The following is a 23,821-nucleotide window of genomic DNA, read 5'->3' on the forward strand; positions in this document are numbered from 1 at the left end:
GCAATGTCCGTCACCCCACCGGCGCGACGGGCCGACGCACACCGGCGACCGGCCGGTGGCGCCCGCCGCGATTGCCTTACTGATTGTTCTGACGATGCAGGAAACGCGGAATATCAAGCGGATCCTTCTCCGGCTCGTCCTCACGCGCCGCGCCGCGCGTCGCGCCCGACATGCGCTCGAACAGCGTCCCGCCGAGCTTCACGCGCGGCGCCGGAGCGATCGGCGCGGGCTCAGCTACCGGCTCGGCCTGCGGTGCGCCGGGCGACAACCAGCGGCGGCGCTGGCTGCCATCGGCCACGTCCTGCGCCGGCACCGCGGCGGCTTCATTACCGAAGCTCAGCGGCGCGCGCGGCGGGGCCACGGCATCGCTTCCCAGCACCAGTTCGTCCTCGTCCGCCGGCGCTTCGGGCGCGGCAAGGCCCGAGGCATCATCCATCGTCGGCATCGGCTCGACCAAGGGCGCGACCGCGGCGGGGGCCGGTGCGGCGACCGGCTCCTCGGTCTTCTTGGGCGCTGCAAAGGTGAAAGCGCGCGTCGTCGTGGCGGGCGTCTCAACACGCGCCACAGCCTCTATCCCGGTGGCGACCACCGAGACGCGGATCTTGCCTTCGAGATCGGGGTTGAACGCCGAACCCCAGATAATGTTGGCGTCTTCATCGACCAGTTCGCGAATATGGTTTGCGGCCTCATCGACCTCGAGCAGGCGCATATCGTCGCCGCCGGTGATCGAGACGATCACGCCCTTGGCGCCCTTCATCGACACGCCATCGAGCAGCGGGTTGGCGATCGCCATCGATGCCGCCTCGATCGCGCGATTATCGCCCGATGCTTCGCCCGTGCCCATCATCGCCTTGCCCATTTCCTGCATGACGGAACGGACATCGGCGAAATCGAGATTAATCAGGCCAGGCATGACCATCAGATCGGTGATCCCGCGCACGCCCTGCTGCAGAACTTCGTCCGCCATCTGGAACGCTTCCTTGAACGTCGTGTTGGCGTTGGCGACCAGGAACAGATTCTGGTTGGGGATGACGATCAGCGTATCGACGTACTTCTGCAGTTCCTCGATGCCGGCATCCGCCGCCTTGGCGCGTCGGCTGCCCTCGAAGGCGAACGGCTTGGTCACCACGCCGACGGTCAGGATGCCCATGTCGCGTGCCGCCTTGGCGATGACGGGGGCTGCCCCAGTGCCGGTGCCGCCGCCCATGCCTGCGGCGATGAACACCATGTGGCTGCCTTCGAGCGTCTTGGCGAGCTGGTCGATCGTTTCTTCCGCCGCGGCGCGACCGATTTCGGGGCGGCTGCCCGCGCCCAAGCCCTGCGTGATCTTGGCACCCAGCTGGATGCGCTGCGACGCGCTCGACTGCTTGAGCGCCTGCGCGTCGGTATTGGCGACCAAAAAGTCGACGCCCTGCACTTCGGCACGGATCATATTGGCAATCGCGTTGCCACCCGCCCCGCCGACGCCGATCACGGCGATGCGCGGGGTGAGTTCGTCAACTTCCGGAGCCAGAAATTCGATGCTCATGGGTCTTGTCTCCAGCGTGCGCCCATACACCGGCGCACATGATTAATTTGCATTGTGTTTGCACTATCGCCTTGGCCGGTGCCAGCGCGAATGATGCAGGCTGTCGGAAAAGCTCAATAATTCGCCCGTGCCATGGCGATTAGCCGCCGGATCACGGAAAAACCCTTCTGCCGATGCACCGTCTGGTGCTTGCTCGAGAGCGAGCGCAGATCGACCGGATCGGAAGCAGCGTAAAAGGCGAGCCCGGCCAGAGTGGTGAATGCCGGCCCGGAATGCGCCTCGGGCAATGCCGTCAGCCCGCGCGGCCGCCCGACCCGAACCGAACGCCCCAGCGCCTGCTGCGCATAATCGGCCACGCCCTTCAATTCCGCGCCCCCGCCGGTCAGCACGACCTGGCGCCCGACAGGGCCGGAGAATTTCAGCTCGGTCAGCGCCTTCTGCACTTCGCCGATCAGATGATCGAGCCGCTGGCGGATCACCGCGATCAGCTGCGCGCGCGTGATCCGCGTGCCATCGCCCTGCCCGTCCTCCGCGCTGATCGGCGCGACATCGATCATGTCGTGATTGTCGCGGGGGCTGGCATTGGCCGATCCGTAGAAGCATTTCATCCGTTCGGCCTGCGCGCGGCTGGTGCCGAAGGCCGACGCGATATCGTCGGTAATATCCTGCGCGCCGAACGGGATCGAGGTCAGCCCGACGAGCATGCCGCCGGCGAACAGTGACACATTGGTGATGCCCGCGCCCAATTCGACCAGCGCTACGCCCAGTTCGCGCTCTTCATCGGACAGGCACGCCATGCCCGTCGCCACCGGCGCGGCGATGATGGATTTCACCTCGAGATGGGCGTTGGCGACGCACAGCCCCAGATTGCGCACCGGCGAACCATCGGCGGCGACGACATGGATATGCACGCCGAGCCGATCGGCATGCAGCCCGAGCGGCTTCTTGACGCCGGTCAGCCCATCCAGCGTGTACAGCGCGGGCTGCGCATGCAGCACCATGCGGCCCGCTGGGTCGATCGACTCCCGCCCGGCATGCAGCAGCGCATCGATATCGGATTGCTCGACCCGGTGGCCGCCCAGCTCGAATTCGATCGACGCGACATCGCTGACCAGCCCGCCGGCGGAAAAGCTCACCCACACATTCTGGATGTTGACCCCGGCAATGCGCTCGGCCTGCTCGACCGCCTCGCGCACCGCCGCTTCGGTGGCATCGGCATCGGCGATGTAACCGCGCTTCACGCCGCGGCTTTCGCGCTGCCCGGTGCCAAGCACGATCAGTTCGCCGCCATCGCCCTTCTGCGCGATCATCGCCGAAACCTTGGACGACCCGATATCGAGCGCCGTGATCAATCCCTCTGGTGCTACCTTCGCCATGTTCTTTACCCCTGCCCCGCCACGCTACCACGCTTATGCGCTTCGATCACTGCCGGTGGCGGCGCCGCCCCCGCCTGGTTGGGATCGGTGATCGCGCGACCGGCGCTGTCGCCCGGCTTGCGCGCCACCAATTTGGCCGGATCACGCATGTCGAAGCGCAGCCAGCCCTTGCCGAGCAGCGGCTTCACCCCATCCAGTTGCGCGAACTTGGTCAGCGCGGTCGCCGCGGCCTGTTCGCCCTCGGGCAAGGCCAGCGTCTCGCCGCTTTCGAACGTCAAATTCCACCGCCGATTGCCGACCCAGGTCGCCGCCTTGACGATTGGCCGCAACGCCGGCGCTGCGCCGAGCAATTTCTGATACGCCGCTTCCTGCATGTTCGCGCCCGGCCCGATGACCAGCGGCAGATCCGGCATCGCATCGGGGCGCACCGGCTCCAGCCATACGCCATCCGAACCGATCAGCGACAATTGTCCCTTATCCTGCCACACGGCCGTCGGCTTGCGCTCGACGATATGGACCAGCAGCGTGTCGGGCAGCCGACGCGAGACATGCGCGTCCTGTACCCAGCCGTAACGCAGCAATTTCTGCCGCACGTCTTCCAGCCGCACCAGTGGCATGGCGGTCGATTGCTGATCGAGCGCCACGGCATAGACCGACATGCGATCCATCCGGCTGACCCCCGTCAGCTCGATCTTGTCGACGCGAAAGCCGGCGCGCCCGACGCCTTCGGCCATGGCGGTCCCGATCGCCGAGGGCACGCCGGCCCATACCGCGATGGTCCCGAGGCCGGCGATCACTGCGCCGGTAATCGTCCAGGTCGCCAAACGATGGAGCGTGGCTTCGCTGATCGGCAGCGCCGCGATCATGCGGTCGATCACCGAGACGCGCGGGGCTTTGCGTTTCTGCACCGGCCGACGCGCCGGGCTGCGTTTCAGCGTGCGGCTGCTCACAGCAGCGCCTCGTCGACGATCTTCTGCACCAGTTCGGGATAACTCATCCCGTTGTGCCGCGCCTGTTCGGGCACCAGACTGAGTGCGGTCATCCCCGGCTGCGTGTTGACCTCGAGCAGGAACAGGCCGTCGACGCCACGCTCGTCATCCCAGCGGAAGTCCGAGCGCGAGCAGCCTTTGCAGCCGAGCAAGCGGTGTGACTCCAGTGCCAGTGCCTTGCAGGCTTCGGCTATCTCGTCCGGAATGTCCGCTGGATAGACATGCTCGGTCAGGCCATCGGTATATTTGGAATCGTAATCGTAAAACCCACTCTTGGGCTTCAACTCGGTGACGCCCATCGCCCAGTCGCCGAGCACCGCGGTGGTCAGTTCGCGGCCACGGATAAACGGCTCGGCGAGCAATTCATCGAATTCCTGCCACGGGCCCACCGCGCCCGGCGCGATCGGGTTGCCGTAATCACCATCCTCGGTGACGATCGCCACGCCGACCGAGGAGCCCTCGTTGACCGGCTTCAGCACATAGGGCCGCGGCAGTGGATCGCCTTCGTACAAGCTCGCGCTTTTCACGATCCGGCCGCCGGGCATCGGAATGCCGTGCGGCACCAGCGCCTGCTTGGTCAGCACCTTGTCGATCGCGATGACCGAGCTGACCATGCCGGAATGCGTATAACGCAGGCCCATCAGATCGAGCATGCCCTGCACGGCGCCATCCTCGCCCGGCGTGCCGTGCAGCGCGTTGAACACCACATCGGGCGCAGCCTCGGCCAGCCGCGCGGCGACGTCATGGCCCATGTCGATGCGCGTCACACGATGCCCGAGCGATTCCAGCGCCTCGGCCACGCCCGCGCCCGACAGCAGCGACACGGCGCGTTCGGCCGACCAGCCGCCCATCAATACAGCGATATGCAGAACGCTCACGATGTCACCCCCACCCGCTGAATTTCCCATTCCAGCTCGACCCCCGATTGCGCCTTCACCTTGGCCCGGACCTCTTCGCCCAGCGCCTCGATCTCCGCGCTCGTCGCATTCCCCAGGTTGAGCAGGAAATTGGTATGTTTTTCACTGACCTGCGCGTCACCGCGCTTCAGCCCGCGGCACCCGGCCTCGTCGACCAACTGCCACGCCTTGTGCCCCTCGGGATTCTTGAACGTCGATCCGCCGGTCTTCGAGCGCAGCGGTTGCGACGCTTCGCGCGCGGCGGCGATGCGATCCATCTCGGCCTGGATCGCCACCGTGTCGCCCGGCGCGCCGCGGAACGTTGCGCTGACCACGACGCAGCCGTCGGGCAGCGTGGAGTGGCGATAGGTGTAGCCGAGTTGGTCGACGCGCAACGTGATCTGCTCGCCCGAGCGCAGCACGACATCGCACGCAACAAGAATTTCGCTGGTATCACGGCCATAAGCGCCGCCATTCATGCGCACGAACCCGCCCACCGTACCGGGGATCGAGCGCAGGAATTCGACCCCGGCAATCCCGGCGTCGCGCGCGGTGGAGGACACCAGGATGCCGCTTGCCCCGCCGCCGCATTGGAGCGTCGTCGCATCGAGCGCCGCGACCTTGGCGAACGGCTTGCCCAGCCGCACGACCACGCCGGGGACGCCGCCATCGCGCACGATCATGTTGGACCCGAGACCCAGCGCCATGACGGGCACGGCGGGATCGAGCGCGGCAAGGAAGTCGCTGAGATCGGCGATGTCCTTGGGCTCGAACAGCCACTCGGCGGCACCGCCGGATTTGAACCAGACGAGCGGGGCGAGCGGGGCGTCTGCCGTCAGGCGGCCACGAATGTGCTTAAGGGGGGTAGAGGAGGGCACGGCACTCACCGTGCAGCCTCGATTCCGGCGACAAGGCCAGCGGCCCATTTGGTGATATCCCCAGCCCCCAGGCATACCACCATATCGCCCGGCCTGGTCACTTCGGCCAGCAGCCCGGCCAGCGTGTCCGCATCCGCCACCGTCGCGGCCGAGCGATGCCCGCGCCGCTTCAATCCTTCGACCAAAGCCGCCGCATCCACGCCCTCAATCGGCGCTTCGCCCGCGGCATAGACCGGCGTGACCAGCACCATATCGGCATCGTTGAACGCCTGCTGGAACTCCTCCATCAGATTGCCCAGCCGCGTATAGCGATGCGGCTGGACCACCGCGATGACGCGGTTTTCCACGCCCTCGCGCGCCGCCGCCAGCACGGCCTTGATCTCGACCGGGTGGTGCCCGTAATCGTCGATCACTGTTACGCCGCCGGTCTCGCCGACCTTGGTAAAGCGCCGTTTGACGCCGCCGAACTTGGCAAAGCCGGTGCGGATCGTCTCGTCAGGGATGCCCATTTCCAGCGCGACGCCGATCGCCGCCAGCGCATTCTGCACGTTATGCCGCCCGGGCATCGGCATCTCGATCCCCTCGATCGAGCGCACCGATCCGTCGCGCGCACGCACCAGGCATTCGAAGCGATTGCCGCCGGGGATCGGCGTCACATTGACCCCGCGCACATCGGCCTGCGCCGCGAACCCGTACGTGACCACTCGGCGATCGCGCACGCGCGGGATGATCGCCTGGACTTCGGGATGATCGAGGCACAGCAACGCCGCACCGTAAAACGGCACGTTCTCGATGAAATCGACGAATGCGTCCTTCACGGCCTCGAACGAGCCGTAATGATCGAGATGCTCGGGATCGATATTGGTAACCACCGCGATCGTGCCGTCCAGGCGCAGGAAGCTGCCGTCGCTCTCGTCCGCCTCGACCACCATCCAGTCGCTCGCGCCCAGCCGCGCGTTCGAGCCATAGGAGTTGATGATCCCGCCATTGATCACCGTGGGATCGACCCCGCCGGCATCGAGCAACGCTGCGATCATCGACGTGGTCGTCGTCTTGCCGTGCGTGCCCGCCACCGCGACGGTCGATTTCAGCCGCATCAGCTCGGCCAGCATCTCCGCGCGCCGCACCACCGGCACGCGCTTTTCCAGCGCCGCTTCGACTTCAGGATTACTGCGCACGATCGCGGTGGAGGTGACGACCACCGCCGCCTCGCCAATATTCTCTGCCGCATGGCCGATCGCCACGCGGATGCCCTTGTCGCGCAGGCCCTGCACGACATAGCCCTCGGCCACGTCCGAGCCCTGCACGTCATAGCCCAGATTCTTCATCACCTCGGCAATGCCCGACATGCCGATCCCGCCGATGCCAACGAAATGGATCGTGCCGATATCGGTGGCGACACCCCTCATGCTTCAGAATCCTTCATGCGTAAGCCGCCGCGTCGCCGAACTTGATCGGCCGGTTGAGCCCGATCGGCATGTCGCCGTGCGGGCTATCGAGACTTTCGACCAGATCGGCCAGATCGCGCACCGCATCGGGCCGCCCGCAGCTGCGCGCGCGCCCGGCGGCATTTTGCAGCGCTTCGGGATCGAGCCCCAGCCGCTGCATCTGCCGCGCCAGCTCGATCGGCGTGAAACTGCGCTGATCGATCGTCCGCGCGCCACCGGCATCGGTCATTTCGCGCGCATTGACCGTCTGGTGATCGTCGGTGGCCGAGGGCAGCGGCACGAGGATCGCGGGCCGCCCGGCCACGGTCAATTCGGCCAGCGTAGAGGCGCCCGCGCGCGCGATCACCAGATGCGTCCAGGCCAGTTGCTCGGGCATATCGGGCAGATAAGTGGCCAGTTCTGCGGCGATCGACAGCTCGGCATATTTCGCCCGCGCGGCATCGATATCTTCGATGCGCGCCTGATGCGTCACTTGCAGGCGGCGGCGGAAGCTGACCGGCAGCAGCGACAACCCATCGGGCACGACGTGCGACAGGATGCTCGCACCCTGGCTCCCGCCGGTTACCAGCACGCGGAAAATGCCGTCTTCCTCGAGCAGAGGATACGGTTGCGCGCGCAATGCCAGCACCTCGGCGCGCACCGGATTGCCGACCAGATGCGCCTTGCCGCGATATTTGGGCTTGAGCCGTTCGACATTGGCATAGGACGTGGCGATGGCATTCACACGCCCCGCCACCAGCCGGTTGACCCGCCCGAGCACGGCGTTCTGCTCATGCACCGCGGTCGGGATCCCCGCGCTGAATGCCGCGAGCAGCGCCGGCAGCGCGGGATAGCCGCCGAAGCCGATCACCGCCGACGGCTTTTGATGCTTGTAGAGCTCGATCGCCAGCGCCCGCCCGGCGACCATCGCCTTGATCGCCTTGGCCCAGCCGATCACGCCGCCCGACAGCCGCCCGGCGGGGAGCACATGCGTCTGTATGCCGTCGAACAACCCGGGGAAGCGCACGCCGCGCGCGTCGGAAATCAGCGAAACGTGATGCCCGCGTTTGCCCAGTTCCGCAGCCAGCGATGCTGCCGGCACCATGTGCCCGCCGGTGCCGCCCGCCGCCAATACGAAATGCTTCTGTACACTCATTCGCCGCTCCACCGCGCGATATAGGGAGAGCGCGACACGAACGGGTTTCGCCGTGTGAATGCAAGCAGCAATCCCATGCCGATCGACAGCGCGATCATCGACGATCCGCCATAGCTGATGAACGGCAGCGTCATGCCCTTGCTTGGCGCCATGCCGGTATTCACCGCCATGCTGATCAGCGCCTGCGCGCCGAACTGCGTGGCGAGACCCGCCGCGGCATACAGGCGGAACTCGTCCTGCTCGTCGAGCAGTTTGACGAACACGCGCACCACGATGGCGAGGAACAGGATGGCGATGATGGCGCAGGCGATCAGGCCGAATTCCTCGCCGATCACCGAATAGATATAATCGGTATGTCCCTCGGGCAGGCGGAATTTCATCGTGCCGCCGCCGGGGCCGGTGCCGCGCCAGCCGCCATTGGTGATCGCGTTATAGGCGGCGTTGGTCTGGAAATTGTCCGATCCGCCCTCGGTGCCCGGGAACAGGAACGCATCGATGCGCACGCGCGCGGTATCGTAGAACAGATAGGCCGCGACCAGCGCGACCGGCACGCAGCCGAGCAACCCGATCATCACCCGCACCGGCGTGCCCGCGATCATCAGCAAGGCGATCCATACCGAGCAGAACACCACGGTCTGGCCGAAATCGGGCTGCAGCATCAGCAGCAGCGCGACCAAGGCGGTCAGCCCGCCGGTAATCCATACCACCGGCACTTGCGCATCCTTGGCGCGCAACGACAGCAGCCACGCCAGGGTGACGATGAAGAAGGGCTTGAGGAACTCCGATGGCTGCATCGATGCCACGCCGAAATTGATCCAGCGCGTCGCGCCGTTGCGCTCGAAGCCGATCACCGGCACGGCCATCAGCAGCACCAGGCAGACCAGCGCGCCGATCAGCGCCATGCGCCGTGCGACCGTTACCGGCAGCATCGAGGTGATGAACAGCACGGGCAGCGACACGCCGACCCAGCCCAATTGCCACCAGAGATAATATAGCGGCGCAATATGATGCTTGTCGTCCGAATAGCGTTGCGCCGCGGCGGGCGATGCCGCGCCGACCGCGACCAGCCCGATGGCGATCAGCAGCAGCGCGAGCAGCAGCAGCACGCGATCGATATCCCAGAACCACATGCCGAGCGCCGAGCGATCGCCGCGCCCGCCGCGATCCTTCATGCTGGTCCAGAAACCGGGTTTGGGGCGGGTGCGCAGGTCGGTCATGCCAAGGCCTCCACCAGCGCCCGGAACTGATCGCCGCGATCCTCGAAATCGCGAAACTGGTCGAACGAGGCGCAGGCCGGGGAGAGCAACACGGTCTCACCAGAACGCGCATTGGCCGCGGCGCTGGCGACGGCGGTGGCAAGTGTGCCGCTCCGTTCGACCGGCACCCTGCCAGCGAGGATCGCGGCAAAGCTCTGGCCCGACGCGCCGATCGTATAGGCCTTCACGACATGGTCGAACGCTGGCGCGCAGGCGTCGAGATCATCCGACTTGGCCTGCCCGCCAAGAATCCAGTGAATGCGGGGGAACGCGGCCAGCGCCGGTGCGACGGATTCCGGGTTGGTAGCCTTGCTGTCGTTGACGAACGCCACGCCGTTGATTGTGGCGACATGCTCCATCCGATGCGGCAATCCGGCAAAGCTGACCAGCGCCGCATCGATCACCGCATCCGCCACGCCGAGATGCCGCGCCACCGCAATTGCGGCTTTGGCGTTGAGCAGATTGTGCGGGCCGCGCAAGGCCGGCCAATCCGCCACCGCGCCCGGATCGACATCGGCGACGAATTGGATGATCGGGTCTTCCGCATCATCAAGCACATCGAAATCCGCTTCGGCTTCGCCATCCACGACGGCGAGTTGCTGCGGGGACTGCATGGCAAACAGCCGTGCCTTGGACGCGGCGTAATCGGCCAACCCGTCATAGCGATCGAGGTGATCCGGCGTGATGTTGAGCAACACCGCGACATCGCAATCCAGCGTCTGCGTCAGATCGATCTGATAGCTCGACAGTTCCAGCACATACACGCCGCCCTCGGGCAATGGCTCCTGCTCAAGGATCGGCAGCCCGATATTGCCGCCGAGCCGCGACGGCACGCCCGCGGTCTGCAGGATATGGTGGATCAACGATACCGTCGTCGATTTCCCGTTGGTCCCGGTAACGCCGACCACCTTGTGCGCCGGCAGCGAGGCACGGGCCTGCGCGAACAATTCGATGTCGCCGATGATCGGCACCCCCGCCGCGCGCGCCCTGGCGGCGATCGGGTGGCGGTTGAGCGGGACGCCGGGGGAGACTACCACAGCGTCAAAGCCGGAAAGATCTATCGTCTCCGGGTCTGCGAACGTCAAAAGCCCCTCCCCTTCAGGGGAGGGGTTGGGGGTGGGGGCTATCCCCAAGCGCGGCGTATGCGGCATGTCCCCACCCCAACCCCTCCCCTGAAGGGGAGGGGCTTCAAGAAGCGCGTCACGCTTCGCCGCATCCGTATCCCACGCCACCACCCGCGCCCCGCTCGCCACCAGCGCGCGCACCGTCGCCGCGCCGGAACGCGCCAGCCCCAGCACAGCGAAGCTCTTGGCCGCCCAGAGGGGCGAGGTGATCACCGCAATTTCAACGTCGAGAGGCCAGCCAGCGCCAGCACGAAGGCGATGATCCAGAAGCGGATCACGACCGTCGCCTCGGCCCAGCCGAGCTGTTCGAAATGATGGTGGATCGGCGCCATCTTGAACACGCGGCGGCCGGTGCGCTTGTAGAAGAACACCTGGATGATGACGCTAAGCGCCTCCATCACGAAGAGCCCCCCGATGATCCCCAGCACGATCTCATGATGCGCGACGACCGAGATCGCGCCCAGGGCGCCGCCGAGCGCGAGGCTCCCGGTATCGCCCATGAACACCGCGGCCGGCGGCGCATTGAACCACAGGAAGGCGAGCCCCGCCCCGACGATGGCGCCGCAGAAGATCGCCAGTTCACCCGCGCCGGGCACATGGGGGATGCCGAGATAGGTCGCGAACTTCACGTTGCCGCACAGATACACGATGACCATGAACGCCACCGAGGCGATGATCACCGGCATCGTCGCGAGGCCATCCAGCCCGTCGGTCAGGTTCACGGCATTGCCGAACGCCACGATCGTGAACGCGGCAAACACGATGTAGAAATAGCCCAGATCGATCGAGATGTTGCTGAAGAACGGCAGATACAGAAGCGTGCCGTTCTGCCCGACGATGATCCAGCTGGCGAGCAAGGCGATGGCGAATTCGCCCAGCAGCCGCGTCCGCCCGGACACGCCCGCGGTGCTGGCTTTACGCACCTTGTCGTAATCGTCGAGGAAGCCGATCGCGCCGAACCCCAGCGTGACGAACAGGCAGGCCCAGACATAGGGGTTGCGGATATCCATGAACATCAGGATCGACAGACCCATGCTGGTCAGGATCATCAGCCCGCCCATCGTCGGCGTGCCGCGCTTGGCGAGATGCGTTTGCGGCCCGTCGGCGCGGATCGGCTGCCCCTTGCCTTGGCGCACGCGCAGCCAGCCGATGAAGCGCGGCCCGATGATCAGCCCGATCACCAGCGCCATCGTCACCGCCCCGCCGGTGCGCACCGATTGGTAGCGCAGCAGATTGAGCAGCCCCGGAAAACCCAGATAATCGGCGAGGATAAACAGCATTATAGTGTCCCGGCGTGCAGGCTGGCGACCAACGCCGCCAGCCCCACGCCATTCGATCCCTTGATGAGCACCGCATCGCCCGGCGCCACGATTGTCATCAGGCTTGTCCGGGCAGCGGCGGCATCGGCCACATGGACGAATTGCACGCGCCCCTCAAGCGCTTCCGCAAGCGCTGCCATCTCCGCGCCCACCAATATGGCGCGGGATACCCCCGCTTGGACGATCGGATCGGCCAGCGCGGCGTGATACGCGGCACTGCCCTCGCCCAGTTCACGCATTTCGCCCAGCACGGCGATCTTGCGCGTGGCAGCATCGGCGCCGAGCACGGCAAGCGTGGCGCGCATCGAGGCCGGGTTGGCATTATAGCTCTCGTCGATTACCAGCGCCTCGCCCCCCGGCAGCGGCGCCGTGAAACGCGCGCCGCGCCCCTGCAGACCGCCCAGTTCGGCAAGCGCCAGCCCGGCCATGGCCAGATCGCCGCCAACCGCATCGACCGCGGCGAGCACGCCCAGCGCGTTGGACACCCAGTGCATCCCCGGCTGCGCCATGGTGAAGCTCAGCTCGCGCTCGCCGAGACGTGCGGTAACGAAGGTCGCACCAAGCGACGTGCGCATGGCCTCGATCGCGCGCACATCCGCGCCGTCGTCGAGCCCGAACGTCACGATATGTGCCGCATGCGGCCGCGCCGCGGCGAGCAGCCGTTCGCGATGCGGGCTGTCGTACGGAATGATCGCGGTGCCGCCGGGCTCGAGCCCGGCAAAGATTTCGCCCTTCGCATCGGCGATCCCCGATTCGTCGGGAAAGAAGGCCGTATGCGCCGGCGCGATCGCGGTGATCATCGCCACATGCGGCCGCACCAGCGTGGTGAGATGCGCGAGCTCGCCCGCATGGTTCATGCCCATTTCGAACACGCCGTAGCGCGCCGTCGCCGGCATCCGCGCCAGGCTGAGCGGCACGCCGGTATGGTTGTTGTAGCTTTTCACCGAGCGATGCGCCGCGCCGGGCTGCGCGCGATCGAGCGCGGCGAACAGCGCTTCCTTGGTGCTCGTTTTGCCCACCGATCCGGTCACGCCGATGATCCGTGCGCTGCTGCGCCTGCGCGAGGCCACCGCCAGCGCCTCCAGCGCGGCCATCGTGTCGGCCACGCGGACGTGCGGGTGCGCGGTGTGCTGGCTGACGATCGCCCCCGCCGCGCCCTGGGCGAACGCCTGATCGAGGAAACGATGGCCATCGGTCGTCTCGCCGGTCAGCGCGATGAACAGATCGCCCGGCCCTACTTCGCGCGAATCGAACGTGACGCCGGTAACGGAGAACACGCCCGAGGCGGCGCCGCCCGTCGCCGCGGCGATTTCGGCAGAGGTCCACAAGGTCACGCCGCCATCTCCCGCGCCACGCTCACATCATCAAACGGCAGCACCAGATCCCCGACGATCTGCCCCTGCTCATGCCCCTTGCCCGCGACCAGCACGATATCCTCCGGCCCCGACAGCGCGATCGCCGCGCCGATCGCCTCGCGGCGGGACCCGATCTCGGTCGCCCCCGGCGCGCCTTCCAGCACCATCGCGCGGATCGTGGCCGCATCCTCGCCGCGCGGGTTGTCGTCGGTCACGATCACCACATCGGCCAGGGCGGCGGCGATGGCGCCCATCGCCGCGCGCTTGCCCTGATCGCGATCGCCGCCTGCGCCGAATACCACGATCAACCTGCCCTTCGCGTGTGGTGCCAGGGCGGCGATGGCGGCCTCCAGCGCGTCGGGCGTATGGGCATAATCGACATAGACCGGCGCGCCGCTGCGCGCGATCACCGCCCGTTCGAGCCGCCCGCGCACCGGCTGTAACCGCGCCAGGCTGGCCAGTGTCGCCGCGACATCGCCGCCCGTGGCAATCACCAGCCCCGCCGACACCATGGCATTGGCCGCCTGATACGCGCCAATCAGCGGCAGATTGATCTCGAACGTCCGCCCTTCGGCCATGATCGCCAGCCCTTGCCCCAGCAAGGTCGGATCGCGCGACACCAGCTTCAGCGTCTCCCCCTGTGTTCCCACTGACAGGACCCGCACGCCGCGCGCGCGGGCAATCTCCATCACCTGCGCGGAGAGCGGATCATCGGCCCAGACCACCGCGGCGCCATCAGCAGAAACGACTTCCGAAAACAGCCGCATCTTGGCCTCAAAATAGGCCGCCATCGTGCCGTGATAATCGAGATGATCGCGGCTGAGATTGGTAAAGCCCGCTGCCCGCACGGGCAGCCCTTCGGTGCGATATTGCTCCAGCCCATGCGAGGAGGCTTCGAACGCGACATGGCTGACGCCCTCGCGCGCCAGCCCTGCGGTATTGGACAGGAACGTCACCACATCGGGCGTGGTCAGCCCCGTGGATACGCGGTCATCGCCCGTGGTCACGCCCAGCGTGCCGATCGACGCGGCGTGAAACCCCGCCATGCGCCACAATTGCCGGGTCATTTCCACGCACGAGGTTTTGCCGTTGGTGCCCGTCACCGCCACGGCCACCGCGGGAAACGGCGCGAAGAAACGCGCCGCCAGCCCGGCAAACGCCCGGCGCGGATTGGCATCGGCAATGTGCACCGCGCCCTCGACACGTGCCTCGGGCCGCGCCACCACGGCGATCGCCCCCGCCTTTACCGCCGCGGCGATATAGTCTTCGCCATTCACCTTGCTGCCCGCGAACGCGCCGAACACGGTGCCGCTGGCCACCTTGCGATGATCGATGGCAAAGCCGCTGACCGTCGCTTGCTCATCGCCGCCCGTGAGAAGGCCGAGCTTCATTCGGCATCCAGCGCGGATTCGCCCGGCGCACGCCACAGCAATGGCAGCAGGTCGGATACGTCCACATCGCGCGCATTATCCGGCATCACGCCCAGCATCGCGCCGGTGCGGCTGATCACCCGGCTGACCACCGGCGCCGCGGTATACGCCGCGGTGGTCTGGAAGGAATTCTCCTTCACGCGCTTGGGGCTGTCCATCATGGCGACCACGACATAGCGGGGATTATCCATCGGGAAGGCCGCGGCGAAGGTCGAGACGTTGGCATTCTTCAGATAGCCGCCGCCGCCCGCCACTTCGGCCGTGCCCGTCTTGCCACCGACGCGGTAACCCGGCGCCTCGGCCATGCGGCCGGTGCCCTGCGTCACGATCATACGCAGCAACTGGCGCATGCGCGCGCTGGTTGATGGCGCGATCACGCGCCGCCCCTTGGCCGCCTGGCCTGGTGCCACCCGCAGCAGGGTGGTGGGACGCCAGATTCCGCCATTCACCAGCGTGGCATAGGCATTGGCCAGATGCAGCGGGGTGACGGCGATGCCGTGGCCATAGGCCGTCGTCATCACCGTGGTGCGCGCCCAGTATACCGGCCATAGCGGCTTCTGCTTTTCGCGCAGCTCGATATCCGGCTTGGTGCCGAAGCCCAATTTAGTGAACATCGCCGACAGCCGTTCCTTGCCGATCTGATCGGCGATCCGCGCGGTGGCGATGTTGGACGAGTGGATCAACGTTTCGGGGATATTGAGGAAGCGTTTCTGCGCGTGATCGTCATGGATGGTGAAGCCGCCGACATGCAGCGGTTGCGTGGCATCGAAGCGCTTGGCCATGCTCGTCACCACGCCGGTGTCGATCGCGGTTGCCATGGTGATCGGCTTGAAGGCCGAGCCAAGCTCATACACGCTCTGCGTCACGTTGTTGCGCAGCGATTCCTTATTGGCCGATCCCACCTTGTTGGGATTGAACACCGGCAGCGACGCCATGGCGATCACTTCGCCGGTATCGACATCCAGCACCACGCCCGTTGCGCCGCGTGCCTGATAGGCGTTCATCGCCGCGCCGAGCTCGCTCTCCATTGCCGCCTGCACACGGTAATCGATTGACAGGCTGAGCGGCGTCGCGCGATCGATCGGGTTGGCCAGCCGTTCGTCGAACGCGCGCTCGATCCCGCTGGCCCCCGCCAGACGACCCGCTGCGGCATCGGGGCTGAGAAAGCCCAGCACATGCGCCGCCAGCGTGGTTTGCGGATACAGCCGCTCGGGTTCTTTCTCGAACACCACCGCGGGCTCGCCCAGCGCGTTCACGGCGGTGACCAGCGAGGGCGAGGCGTGATGCTCGAGGAAAGTGAACGACGCGGTCATGTTCAGCCGCTCGTAAAACCACGCCTGATCATGCGTCGGGATCAGCGCGGCGAGCTTGGCGGCCAGCTCGTGCTTGTCACCCAGCACCTTGCCCGGATGCACGCCAATACCCCAGGCTTCGATCGTGCGCGCCAGTGGCTCGCCGTTACGATCGACGATATCGCCACGCGACCAGCTCGCGCTCAGCATCGCCGCGCGCGCACTCCCCGGATCAGCGGCAAACGACAGCACCGCCAGCCGGATGAGGACAACGGCGATGGCGGCGGCGAACAACAGGAGCAGGATCATCAGACGCGTGTGCACCGTCTGGATCAGCACCTGGCGCTGAGCCGTCGGGCGCCGATGCGGCATGGGACGGGCGAGCGCGATGCTCACCGCAAGCGGCCGGCTTCCCGGCTGGCGCCGCTGGTCAGATCGCCGATCATCGAATCGCTGAGCAGTTTGCGATCCAGCATCGCCACCGCCTGCGTCTTGCGCGGCACCGCCGCGGTCTTCACGGGCGCGATGGTGGGCTGCGGCTTGGCGCTGGCCACGGCGACGCTGACCACCGCGGGTGCGGCGGTCGGCGCAGGCGCGGTGGCGCCGCTGTTATGCTGCGGCACGATCAGCGCCGCAGTCTTGACCGGCGTGGCGCTAGCGACGAGCGGACGGTTGAAGTCGAGCGACGCCAGCTGCGCTTCATCGGCGACATATTGCCCGGCGACCGGCGCGGCCAGCCGCAGCGTCTCGCCGTTCCACTTTTCCAGCTGCGCGATATTGGCGCGCGTCTCGAATTCGGTTTCCAGCGCGCGGATATCGCGATTGGCCTGCGCGATCTCGCGCGTCGTGGTGTCGAGCTTCTTGCGCTCCGCCGCGACATGCAGCGGCACGATCAGCACACCAAGCGCGACCACCACGCTGACGCCGAACCAGGCCAGCATCTTCCAAACAAATGCCATCATGCCGAAATTTCCCTGTTCGTATCGGGGGTCGTCGTCGCCGCGCCCCAGGCGGCCGCCGCCGTCCGTGTCGCCACGCGTAAAGTCGCTGATCGCGCGCGCGGATTGCGCGCGATCTCGTCGTCGCCGGCGCGCACCGCCCGCGCCACCGCTTCGAAGCTCGGCGCGTGCGCCGCCTTCACTTCGGGCAGATGCCGCGAGCCCGAGGGCAGCGCGCCGCTGCGTTCGCGGAAGAAGCGCTTGACCAGCCGATCCTCGCCCGAATGGAACGTGATCACCGCCAGCCGGCCGCCTGGCTTCAACACGCGCTCGGCCGCCGCCAGACCGTCTTCGAGCTCGCCCAGCTCGCGATTGACCTCGATGCGCAGCGCCTGGAACGTGCGCGTCGCCGGATCCTTCTTGTCATGCGGTTTGTAGCCGAGCGCGCGGCGCACGACCTGCGCCAGTTGCGCGGTGCGCGTGATCGGCCGTGCGCCAACGATGAACTGCGCCACGCGGCGCGAGCGCGGCTCATCACCGAATTCGTACAGCACGTTGGCAATGTGCGCCTCATCCGCGGTGTTGACGAAATCCGCCGCGGTCTGCCCTTCCTGGCTCATGCGCATGTCGAGCGGCCCGTCGGCCTGAAAGCTGAACCCGCGCTCGGGCTGGTCGAGCTGCATCGAGGAAACGCCGATATCCATCGTCACGCCGTCCACCGGCAGCGCATCCAGCGCGGCAAGCTCGGCTTCCATCGCTGAAAAGGTCGCCGGCACCAGCGTCAGCGCGTCCTGCTCAGCCTCGAGCGCCCGCCCCGCGGCAATCGCATCGGGATCGCGATCGAAGGCCAGTACATGCGCGCCCGCCTCGATCATCGCACGAGTATAGCCGCCCGCGCCGAACGTCGCATCGACATGACGCTCACCAGGGGCAATGGCGAGCGCGTCGAGCACTTCGGCGAGCAGGACAGGGATGTGCGGGGCGTCGGCCACGGGAAAGCTCACAGCGCGATCCCCTTCTGCTGGCAATGAAAGCGCGCACAATCCTTCATCACTTCGGCGACGTCGGATTCGATCAGCGTGCGCGGATCCCAGATCTCGAAACATTCGAACGTGCCGTAGAAAAAGGCGTTGGCACCGATCTTGGCGCGAAAGCGCGCGAAGGCGGGCATGATGAAGCGACCGCTGCCATCGAACGGCACCGGCTCGCCCTGCACCATTTCGCGCAACAGATTGGGGTTATGCGTGCCGTGCTTGGCGACATAGGCGGCCTGCAACTGCGCGGCGCGCTCCTTCAGCAGCGCGCGATAGCCATCGTCATAGCCGATCAGGCAGGGGCTGCTTTGGTGCGCGCCGATGATGACGCTGCCGCCATCCTTGCCATCGGGTCGCGGACTGTTGATGGCGAGCGCCGCCCGAAGGGAAGCAGGAATGGCGCACCGGCCCTTGTCATCGACAAGGCCAAGTCCGTCACCCTGATAATCCACCCTTTCGATCACGCTTACCCCAATTCAGCAGGCATGACTTCCCCGGGCCTGGAAGCGACGCTGAATCGATTCCGGGTTCCTGACTGGTGCAGGCCAAAGAGTATGCCCCTCGATATGATAGGGGTATCGCGGGAGCGCCGGGGATTCAAGGGGAAACCGCGGGATATCCGGGGAAATGACCTTATCCCGCTATATTCTGGCCACAATATTTCCGTGCAAAATCAGCGCGTTCTTCATACGTTCGCGGGTTAAGGCGATGTTCACCAAGAAATTGGCGCGCGCCGCGATGCCGCGCCCATATTTTCCCCGATTATCCCCGCGGCGCGCGCGCCCGGAGCGTCGGTCAGCGTGCGCCCGTGCCGGGCGCCGCGGCCATGCTGTTTTCGGTAGCGGTGCTCGGCGTCACGCCGAGATCGGCCAGCGGCTCGCTGCCATCGCTGCCATCGCCGAGCGCCGCCATGCCATTGCCCATCGTCAGATTGGCCACGATGTCGGCACGCGCGCCACCCGAAACGGCGCGTTCGCGGCTGGCCGTCGCGAGGATCGCCGCGGCCAGCCCGATCAGCAGCAGCACGGCGGCGAGGCCGATCATGCCGACCCGCACGCGCTGGGTCGTTTGGGCTGTATCACTGGCGGGAGAGCTGGTTTTCATCATGCCTGTGGCAGAAATGTACCAGAAACGCTTCGTCGTGTCGATGCCACCGCTCAACTGCGCGCGAGCCATGCTGGAACGGGCAATCCTTTGGCCTCCAACCAGTCCCGATTATACAGCGTTGAAAGATAGCGAAATCCGGTATCGCACAGGATCGTGGCGATGCGTTTGCCCGGCCCTAGATGCCGGGCCAGGCGCACCGCGCCGGCGACGTTGATCCCCGACGAGAGCCCCAGGCACAACCCTTCCTCAGCCAGCAGCCGCTCGACCCATTCCATCCCTTCGGCATCCGAAATGCGGAACTGCGTATCGATCGGTGCGCCTTCCAGATTGGCGGTGATGCGCCCCTGCCCGATGCCTTCGGCGACCGACGATCCTTCCGATTTCAGCTCGCCATGGGCATAATATTCGTACAGCGCGGCGCCATGCGGATCGGCCAGCGCGATGCACACGGCCTCATCCTTGGCCTTCAGCCCCAGCCCCACCCCGGCGATCGTCCCCCCGGTGCCCGCAGCACATACGAAGCCATCGACCCGCCCTTCCATCTGCGCCCAGATCTCCTCGGCGGTGCCGGTGATGTGCGCACGGCGATTGGCGATATTGTCGAACTGGTTGGCCCACACGGCATTGGGCGTTTCCTCGGCCAGGCGGCGCGAAGTGTGCACGAAATGGCCCGGATTGGCATAAGGCGCCGCAGGCACCAGCACGAGTTCGGCGCCCAGCGCACGCAATGTGTCCATCTTCTCGCGTGATTGCGTCTCGGGCATGACGATGATCGTCTTGTAGCCCTTGGCATTGGCGACCAGCGCCAGCCCGATGCCGGTATTGCCCGCCGTCCCCTCGACGAACGTGCCGCCCGGCTGGATGCTGCCACGCGCCTCGGCATCCTCGACGATCGACAATGCGGCACGATCCTTGACCGAGGCGCCCGGATTGGTGAATTCGCATTTGCCGAAAATATCGCAGCCGGTAGCCTCGCTCGGCCCCTTCAGGCGAACCAGTGGCGTGTTTCCAATCAAGGCGAGCGTATCTGATGTGGTGTGCATGCCCCCTAGATAGGCGATGCCGCCGCTCGGGCAATCCACGCAATGTTGACTGCCGCGAAGTGGGGCTTGTGGTATCGCGGCGATCGTTGGAGATGGATCATGGGCGGGCAACGCAGCATCAAGGGCGGAGAGACGGTTCGCTCGCGCGAAATCTGGCCGATGCCACCGGGCAATCCGTCACCGCGGCGATCGAAGCCGCATTGCGCGATCAGATGATCCGGCGAGACGAAGTGGTGCTGGCCTGGATCGCGGCGATCGCGCCAGCGCTCAAGCCGCCGCCGCGCGCAGATGCGACCCCCGCCGACAGCGGCCCCGCCGGACGGCGATGACGATCAAGCGCAGCTTCCCCCCCGTCGTCGACGCGCGCACGCGGCTGCTCGTCCTCGGCAGCCTGCCGGGCGATGCTTCGCTTGCCGTGGCGCGTTATTATGCGCATCCGCAAAACCAGTTCTGGCGGCTGATGGCGGCGGTGATCGATATCGATTTGCCCGGCCTGCCTTACGATGCGCGGCTGGCCGCGCTCCTCGCCGCGCGTGTCGGGCTGTGGGATGTGGTCGCCAGCGCCACGCGCGCCGGCAGCACCGACGCGGCGATGCGCGACCTGATCGGCAACGATCTGCCCGGGCTGGTCGCCACCCTGCCCGATCTTCGCGCAATCGCGTTCAATGGCGCCACGTCCTTCCGCCACGGCAGTCGCCAGCTTGCCGGCCAGACGCAAGCGGCGCTGATCGCACTGCCATCGAGCAGCCCGCTCCACACGATCGGGATCAAGGCCAAGCTGGCGTCGTGGCGCGGCCTGCGCGACATGCTGTGACGCGGATGAGTTGTGCCACCGGGGCCGGCGCCATAAGCTGCGCACCCTACCCGACCGACAAGGATCGCGCATGAACCCCCTGCAAGTCTGCGGTCTGCTCATCAGCACCGTATCGCTCGGCGGTTGCGTTGCGGGAATTGCGACGAGCGCGGTCGGCATGGCGGTGCGGGGCACGCGCGCCGCGCCGCAGGACAATAGCGCGCTCGCGCCCAACGCGCGCGACGCCTGCAGCGCCCAGGCCGCGCGCTACGGCGCGGTGCACATCATCGACATGCAACAGGTCGCGATCAACAAGATCAAGATATGGGGCACAGCCGGCGACGGCGCCGCGCGCCAGTCGTTCGAATGCACCTACGGCACCAAGGTGACCGGTTTCAAGCTGCGCAAAATTCCACTGCGGCGGTGAGCGCCAGCCTCAATCCTTGCGAAAGAACCGATCCGCCACATTCTGCGCGATCCGCGCCGGGCGATGCGTCTTGGCATCGACACAGCACCAGCTGGATTGCACTTCGGCCAGCACTTCCTCGCCACGCTTGATGATCGTCTGGTAGAAAGCGCGCGCGCCCTGGACCTTTTCGAGCAACACCGTGGCGACCACCTCGTCATCGAGAAAGGTGGGCTTGCGATAAGTGATCTCGTGCTTGAGCGCCACCCACAGATTCGCTGCCACCGCTTCGGCCGGGGCAAAGCGCTGCCAGTGGCTGACCACCGCGTCCTGCACCCATTTTAGGTAGGAGGCATTGTTGACATGACCCATGAAGTCGATGTCGGCGGGGTCGATCCCGATCGGGAAGCTATGGGGGATTGCTGTACTCACGCCGCAGCGCATAGCAGCTAATGCATTACCGCGCGATGAATTTCACGTTTCCGGATGATGACTGCGCCCGGCGCGCGCCACTGTCCTACCGCCATATGTTCTGCTATTGTTCTGCTATGGACCGTTTGATCGAGTCGTACGCCACTCCGCTGCCTCAGGATTCGTGCGCAGTTGCGCGCGCGCACGCGAGTCCGTGCGACTTTCGTGACTTTCCGCCCGTCGCGCACTCCTTTCCACCGCGCCCGTTGCGCTGGCTGTTCCTGGATCTCAATTCCTATTTCGCCAGCGTCGAGCAGCAGCTCGATCCCGCGCTCCGCGGCAAACCGATTCTCGTCGCGCCGGTCGACAGCGACACCACCGTGGCGATTGCCGCCAGCATCGAGGCCAAACGCTACGGCATTTCCACCGGCACGCCGGTGTGGGAGGCAAAGCGGCTGTGCCGTGATCTGATCGTCACCCCTGCCCGCCATGATCAATATGTCATTTTCCATGACGCCATCGTTGCGGAGATCTGGCGCCACATCCCGGTCACCAAGGTCTGTTCGATCGATGAAGTCGCCTGTCGCCTGCTCGATAACGAGAACAGCCTGGAGGCAGCCACTGCGCTTGCGCACCGCATCAAGGCGGGGATCCGCGCCAATATCGGCGAATGTCTGACCAGTTCGGTCGGCATCGCCCCCAACCGGTTGCTCGCCAAGCTGGCGTCGGACATGCAGAAGCCCGACGGGCTGATCGTGCTCCACGCCGAATCGCTGCCGCAGCGGCTTTACGACATGCCGCTGCGCGATATCTGCGGCATCGGCGCGAAGATGGAGCGGCGCCTGGCGCAGGACGGCATCAACGACATTAGGCAATATTGCGAGCGCCGCCCGCGCGACGCCGGCAGCGCCTGGGGCGGCACCAATGGCGATCGGCTGTGGTATCTGCTCCACGGCGTCGATCTGCCCGAAAAGGCTACGCAGAGCCGCAGCATCGGGCACAGCCACGTGCTCTCGCCGGGCAAGCGCGGGGTCGAGCCGGTGCGGCTCACCGCGCGCCGGCTTGCGCTCAAGGCCACCAGCCGGCTGCGCCGCAAGGGCTATCGCAGCCGCCTGCTCGTGCTCCACGCCCGCTTCGAGCATGATAAATCGTCGTGGCGCGCCAGCCGCAAGCTTTCCCCCACGCAGGATAGCTTCGCCGTGCTCGCCGCGCTGGACGCGCTGTTCCCGCAATTGGTTGCCGCCGGACGCGCGCGGCCGGGTGATTTCCAGATCCGCATGATCGGCGTTACCTTGTCTGAGATCGAGCCGGTCGGCGCGGAACAGGCCAGCCTGTTCGGCCTGCTCGATCCTGACGATCCGCTGGCGCGCGAAACGCGCACCTTATCGCTCAGTCGGGCAATGGATCGCATCAACGAGAAGTTCGGTCGCAACGCGGTCAGCCTCGGCCCGCAATCGGGCGGCCGCATCGATCGCGTCGGCACCAAGATCGCTTTTGGCCGCATTCCCGATCTCGATGAATTTCACGAATAGGCGGTGGCGCGGCGGCGCCTCAACGAGCCGCAAACAAAAGCAATAATTATTGCACTGCACACGATCAAACGCACGGTTTCCGTACCTGCGCTTGACGTTTTCCTTCGCGTGCGCGAAGCAGCGGCCGTAATGAAAATCATGCTCCCCAGCCTCGCCGCTGTCGCGCTCCTGGCGCTGACGGCTTGTGACAACAAGACCCCCGAGGTCGTCTCCAGCGTGTCTGAAGACCCGCAGGCCGCAGCGATCGCGAACCGCGCGCCCGTCGAACTGCCGCCGGCGATCAAGGCCGAGAAGTCGATGCGCTGCCAGCCGGGCAACGTGCTGTTCTTCGTCACCTTCTTTGAAGGCGACAAGCAGGCGCGCGTGCGCACCGAAAAGGGCGGCACCCCGGTCACCGTCACTGCGGCGACCGCGGGCGAGCCGCTGACCGGCGAAGGCTGGACGCTGACCGGCACGCCGACCAGCGCCAAGATCACCCAGCCGGGCAAGGGCGATTTCACCTGCAAGGGCTGATCGCACACGGTTGACGAC

Annotated in this window: 24 protein-coding genes; 5 read left to right on the forward strand and 19 right to left on the reverse strand. The window is 66.2% G+C overall.

Going from position 1 to position 23,821, the window contains the following annotated elements; all coding sequences use genetic code 11:
- Window positions 1-76: 76 nt before the first annotated feature.
- The 18 genes from ftsZ to ABC969_RS04695 form a co-directional block, all read right to left on the reverse strand.
- Complete coding sequence (gene ftsZ / locus ABC969_RS04610) at window positions 77-1,528, reverse strand: cell division protein FtsZ (RefSeq protein WP_345863281.1); 1,452 nt, start codon at window positions 1,526-1,528, stop codon at window positions 77-79.
- A gap of 113 nt (window positions 1,529-1,641) precedes the next feature.
- Window positions 1,642-2,904 (reverse strand): cell division protein FtsA, encoded by a 1,263-nt coding sequence (gene ftsA / locus ABC969_RS04615; protein WP_345863283.1) that lies wholly within the window; start codon window positions 2,902-2,904, stop codon window positions 1,642-1,644.
- Window positions 2,905-2,909: 5 nt separating this feature from the next.
- The gene (locus ABC969_RS04620) at window positions 2,910-3,854 is read right to left on the reverse strand and encodes a cell division protein FtsQ/DivIB (protein WP_345863285.1); all 945 of its coding nucleotides are present in this window, start codon (window positions 3,852-3,854) and stop codon (window positions 2,910-2,912) included.
- Window positions 3,851-4,744 carry a D-alanine--D-alanine ligase gene (locus tag ABC969_RS04625; RefSeq protein ID WP_380808956.1) on the reverse strand — a complete coding sequence of 298 codons (894 nt, stop codon included), beginning with the start codon at window positions 4,742-4,744 and terminating at the stop codon, window positions 3,851-3,853. Before ABC969_RS04625 ends, ABC969_RS04620 begins: the two co-directional genes overlap by 4 nt.
- 23 nt (window positions 4,745-4,767) lie before the next feature.
- The gene (gene murB / locus ABC969_RS04630) at window positions 4,768-5,715 is read right to left on the reverse strand and encodes a UDP-N-acetylmuramate dehydrogenase (RefSeq protein ID WP_345863290.1); all 948 of its coding nucleotides are present in this window, start codon (window positions 5,713-5,715) and stop codon (window positions 4,768-4,770) included.
- Window positions 5,673-7,076: a UDP-N-acetylmuramate--L-alanine ligase gene (murC, locus tag ABC969_RS04635; RefSeq protein WP_345863292.1), complete on the reverse strand. Its 1,404-nt coding sequence runs from the start codon at window positions 7,074-7,076 to the stop codon at window positions 5,673-5,675. The genes murB and murC overlap by 43 nt, the downstream gene beginning before the upstream one ends.
- 13 nt (window positions 7,077-7,089) lie before the next feature.
- On the reverse strand, window positions 7,090-8,250 hold the full coding sequence (gene murG / locus ABC969_RS04640) for an undecaprenyldiphospho-muramoylpentapeptide beta-N-acetylglucosaminyltransferase (RefSeq protein WP_345863294.1): 1,161 nt from the start codon (window positions 8,248-8,250) through the stop codon (window positions 7,090-7,092).
- The gene (locus ABC969_RS04645; protein WP_345863295.1) at window positions 8,247-9,467 is read right to left on the reverse strand and encodes a peptidoglycan glycosyltransferase FtsW; all 1,221 of its coding nucleotides are present in this window, start codon (window positions 9,465-9,467) and stop codon (window positions 8,247-8,249) included. The genes murG and ABC969_RS04645 overlap by 4 nt, the downstream gene beginning before the upstream one ends.
- A complete protein-coding gene (gene murD, locus ABC969_RS04650; protein WP_345863296.1) occupies window positions 9,464-10,843 on the reverse strand; it encodes a UDP-N-acetylmuramoyl-L-alanine--D-glutamate ligase in 1,380 nt (459 codons plus the stop codon). Before murD ends, ABC969_RS04645 begins: the two co-directional genes overlap by 4 nt.
- Window positions 10,840-11,910: a phospho-N-acetylmuramoyl-pentapeptide-transferase gene (mraY, locus tag ABC969_RS04655; protein ID WP_345863297.1), complete on the reverse strand. Its 1,071-nt coding sequence runs from the start codon at window positions 11,908-11,910 to the stop codon at window positions 10,840-10,842. Before mraY ends, murD begins: the two co-directional genes overlap by 4 nt.
- On the reverse strand, window positions 11,910-13,283 hold the full coding sequence (locus ABC969_RS04660; RefSeq protein WP_345863300.1) for a UDP-N-acetylmuramoyl-tripeptide--D-alanyl-D-alanine ligase: 1,374 nt from the start codon (window positions 13,281-13,283) through the stop codon (window positions 11,910-11,912). The genes mraY and ABC969_RS04660 overlap by 1 nt, the downstream gene beginning before the upstream one ends.
- Entirely contained in the window at window positions 13,280-14,695 is a 1,416-nt protein-coding gene (locus ABC969_RS04665) for a UDP-N-acetylmuramoyl-L-alanyl-D-glutamate--2,6-diaminopimelate ligase (protein WP_345863301.1), read from the reverse strand. The genes ABC969_RS04660 and ABC969_RS04665 overlap by 4 nt, the downstream gene beginning before the upstream one ends.
- On the reverse strand, window positions 14,692-16,422 hold the full coding sequence (locus ABC969_RS04670; protein WP_345863302.1) for a peptidoglycan D,D-transpeptidase FtsI family protein: 1,731 nt from the start codon (window positions 16,420-16,422) through the stop codon (window positions 14,692-14,694). Before ABC969_RS04670 ends, ABC969_RS04665 begins: the two co-directional genes overlap by 4 nt.
- Entirely contained in the window at window positions 16,419-16,988 is a 570-nt protein-coding gene (locus ABC969_RS04675; protein ID WP_345863304.1) for a hypothetical protein, read from the reverse strand. The genes ABC969_RS04670 and ABC969_RS04675 overlap by 4 nt, the downstream gene beginning before the upstream one ends.
- Window positions 16,985-17,968, reverse strand: a complete 984-nt coding sequence (rsmH, locus tag ABC969_RS04680) for a 16S rRNA (cytosine(1402)-N(4))-methyltransferase RsmH (RefSeq protein WP_345863305.1) — start codon at window positions 17,966-17,968, stop codon at window positions 16,985-16,987. The genes ABC969_RS04675 and rsmH overlap by 4 nt, the downstream gene beginning before the upstream one ends.
- Window positions 17,965-18,462: a division/cell wall cluster transcriptional repressor MraZ gene (locus ABC969_RS04685; RefSeq protein WP_345863306.1), complete on the reverse strand. Its 498-nt coding sequence runs from the start codon at window positions 18,460-18,462 to the stop codon at window positions 17,965-17,967. The genes rsmH and ABC969_RS04685 overlap by 4 nt, the downstream gene beginning before the upstream one ends.
- Window positions 18,463-18,793: 331 nt before the next feature.
- The gene (locus ABC969_RS04690) at window positions 18,794-19,174 is read right to left on the reverse strand and encodes a hypothetical protein (RefSeq protein WP_345863308.1); all 381 of its coding nucleotides are present in this window, start codon (window positions 19,172-19,174) and stop codon (window positions 18,794-18,796) included.
- Window positions 19,156-20,148 (reverse strand): cysteine synthase A, encoded by a 993-nt coding sequence (locus ABC969_RS04695; protein WP_345863309.1) that lies wholly within the window; start codon window positions 20,146-20,148, stop codon window positions 19,156-19,158. Before ABC969_RS04695 ends, ABC969_RS04690 begins: the two co-directional genes overlap by 19 nt.
- An 86-nt stretch (window positions 20,149-20,234) precedes the next feature.
- Between ABC969_RS04695 and ABC969_RS04700 the strand changes: the two genes are divergently transcribed.
- From ABC969_RS04700 to ABC969_RS04710, 3 genes are all read left to right on the forward strand, one after another.
- Window positions 20,235-20,477, forward strand: coding sequence for a type II toxin-antitoxin system VapB family antitoxin (locus ABC969_RS04700; protein WP_345863310.1), 243 nt, complete (start codon window positions 20,235-20,237; stop codon window positions 20,475-20,477).
- Window positions 20,474-20,962: a DNA-deoxyinosine glycosylase gene (locus ABC969_RS04705; protein WP_345863311.1), complete on the forward strand. Its 489-nt coding sequence runs from the start codon at window positions 20,474-20,476 to the stop codon at window positions 20,960-20,962. Before ABC969_RS04700 ends, ABC969_RS04705 begins: the two co-directional genes overlap by 4 nt.
- Window positions 20,963-21,032: 70 nt before the next feature.
- A complete protein-coding gene (locus tag ABC969_RS04710; protein WP_345863312.1) occupies window positions 21,033-21,368 on the forward strand; it encodes a hypothetical protein in 336 nt (111 codons plus the stop codon).
- A gap of 9 nt (window positions 21,369-21,377) precedes the next feature.
- On the opposite strand, the gene ABC969_RS04715 is transcribed toward ABC969_RS04710, so the two are convergent.
- On the reverse strand, window positions 21,378-21,791 hold the full coding sequence (locus tag ABC969_RS04715; protein WP_380808575.1) for an acyl-CoA thioesterase: 414 nt from the start codon (window positions 21,789-21,791) through the stop codon (window positions 21,378-21,380).
- A 233-nt stretch (window positions 21,792-22,024) separates the two neighbouring features.
- Between ABC969_RS04715 and ABC969_RS04720 the strand changes: the two genes are divergently transcribed.
- Together ABC969_RS04720 and ABC969_RS04725 are read left to right on the forward strand one after the other, a co-directional pair.
- On the forward strand, window positions 22,025-23,290 hold the full coding sequence (locus ABC969_RS04720) for a Y-family DNA polymerase (RefSeq protein ID WP_345863314.1): 1,266 nt from the start codon (window positions 22,025-22,027) through the stop codon (window positions 23,288-23,290).
- 3 nt (window positions 23,291-23,293) lie between these two features.
- The gene (locus tag ABC969_RS04725; protein ID WP_345863316.1) at window positions 23,294-23,803 is read left to right on the forward strand and encodes a hypothetical protein; all 510 of its coding nucleotides are present in this window, start codon (window positions 23,294-23,296) and stop codon (window positions 23,801-23,803) included.
- Window positions 23,804-23,821: the final 18 nt, after the last annotated feature.

The sequence above is a fragment of the Sphingomonas qilianensis genome, from assembly GCF_039614825.1.
Classification (GTDB): Bacteria; Pseudomonadota; Alphaproteobacteria; order Sphingomonadales; family Sphingomonadaceae; genus Sphingomonas; species Sphingomonas qilianensis.